Annotated in this window: 2 protein-coding genes; both read right to left on the bottom strand. The window is 67.3% G+C overall.

The features are described from left to right. On the bottom strand, nucleotides 1-992 hold a 992-nt coding region (locus QMG52_RS21600; protein ID WP_283562455.1), incomplete at its 3' end, for a DDE-type integrase/transposase/recombinase. 51 nt (nucleotides 993-1,043) lie between these two features. Continuing rightward, a complete protein-coding gene (locus tag QMG52_RS21595) occupies nucleotides 1,044-1,709 on the bottom strand; it encodes a hypothetical protein (RefSeq protein ID WP_283562454.1) in 666 nt (221 codons plus the stop codon). Nucleotides 1,710-1,911: the final 202 nt, after the last annotated feature.

The raw sequence follows: 1,911 nt of genomic DNA, 5'->3' as shown, positions 1-1,911 counted from the left end.
CCCGAGTGCACGGTGCGGTGATAGGTCATCTGCACCCAGGACGTGAACAACGCATTGAGCTCCTCCAGCGACGCTATCGCACTGCCGGCCTCATCCTCGGCGGCGTTTCCGGTGGCTGCGCCGGTGCCGGGAACGGTCGTCTGGACCGGGGCTTCGAGCACGCTGATTTCGGAGAGAAACTGGGATCTGACCGACCCAAAAAAGCGCTCGATCTTGCCTCTTCCTTGGGGCCGGTAGGGCTTCGAATGGGTGAGCTTCATGCCGAGCCTCGCGCAGGTCCGTATCAGTGACGAGTCAACGAAAGCGCTGCCGTTGTCCACATAGCAATTGGCGGGGATGCCGTGGGTTTGCAGGGCCGGGCGTAGCGCGGCTGCCAGGCGTACGGCGTCTTCGGCGAAGGCCCAGCGGGCGGCGGTGACCATGCGGGAATGATCATCCAAAAACGCGAAGAGATAGGTCTTCCGGCCCCCCAGCCGCGGGCCGTGCAACCCGTCGCCCACCCAGATTTCATTCGGGGCCGTCGCTTCGAACCGGCCGGTGGCGGCAGCGGCGGTGCCGGTAGGAATATCCAGGGTCCTGAAATGCCGCAGCAGCGTCGATTCGGAGGGTGCATCGCCGAGGGTTTCGGCCATGATCCGCCTCACCTGTGCCGCGGTCCGGTTAGGGCGCTCGATCTTCAGCGTCGCGGCCAACGACAACACGGTGGCCGGGGTGACCGGATCGGCGGAGCGGGCCTTGGGCTTGAGCCCGTCGAAGCCCTCGGTGCGCCAGGCCCGGATCCACCGGTCCAGGCTCTCCCGCGAGACCCGCACCGGGTCCCCGAACGGGCCGGCATGCTCGGTGACGGCCAGGGCCCGCACCATCGGGCCGCGTTGGCGGGTACTGAGCGAGTCGTCGGCGGCCTCGCGGATGAGTTGGTACCGGAACAGGGCAATCTTCTCTACCCGGTCCTTACGGGCCAGGGCGCCGCGAAGCGGCTGCGGTGTTGTCATGGGTGGGGTCACGGTCCTTTGCGGGGTCAAAAAATATGGCCCCGACCGGTTTTAGCCGGGGCTGTGCCCAGCTTTGCCCAGTACCGGCCCCGGGATAAGGGCCAATTGGTGTAGCGGCCCGCCACCCCATAACACCGTGCTGAATAGCCACGGCCCGGCCGCGGCCAGCCCGGCCTTTTGCCACGGCAGCTCGGCGACGCCCAGCCGCTTCATCAGGACCTGGGCGTAAGCCGCGACCGCGGCCATGGCCGATGCGGCCACTGTTGGTACCGGTGCGGGCCAGAGCGCGGCAGCATCGGGCCCGTCGCGGTGGACCAGTCCGGTGAAGGCCTCGGTGATCGCGCCGGCGCAGGAACCATAGGCCCGCAGCCAGCCCCGCACCGTGGACGCCGGCCGCCCCAGCCACGCCGCGATCGGCCGGTGCCCCCACCCTGCGGCGATCTTGGCCCCGATAGCGGCGGCGATAACCTCGGCGGTATCGGCCCGCCGGGCGGCCAGTGCCCAGTCCAGCAGCACATGGGTCACCTTGCACCCCCGGCACCGGGCCCGGCGCGGCCGGTGCGCCACCAGCGCCAGCCCGGTCCCTGTTCCATGGCGGAGCAGCCGTCCTCTGGCCGAGCCCCACGGGCCCAGCACCCCCGAGCAATCCGGGCAGGATAAACCCCCGCCGAGCAGATCCGACTCGACAGCACAAGCATCATCATTTACCGTAAGCATCAGCGCGGTCCTATCGCGTGAGAGCGGCACGGCATAGAGCTTCGAAAACTAATGCCGGGCCGCTCGTCTTTAACAGGGAAATCAACAGTTCATCGTCAGCCTGACGCCGACGACGACACGAAATCAAGACTCCCGACCAAAAACAGGCCATCATCACCGACTATGACGTTCCCAACACCAAAGAAGGCGACGCATAACACCG

The organism is Paenarthrobacter sp. PH39-S1 (assembly GCF_030063245.1).
GTDB lineage: Bacteria > Actinomycetota > Actinomycetes > Actinomycetales > Micrococcaceae > Arthrobacter_M.
Note: the sequence above shows the minus strand (reverse complement) of the source record. Positions and strands in the feature narration are given on the sequence as shown.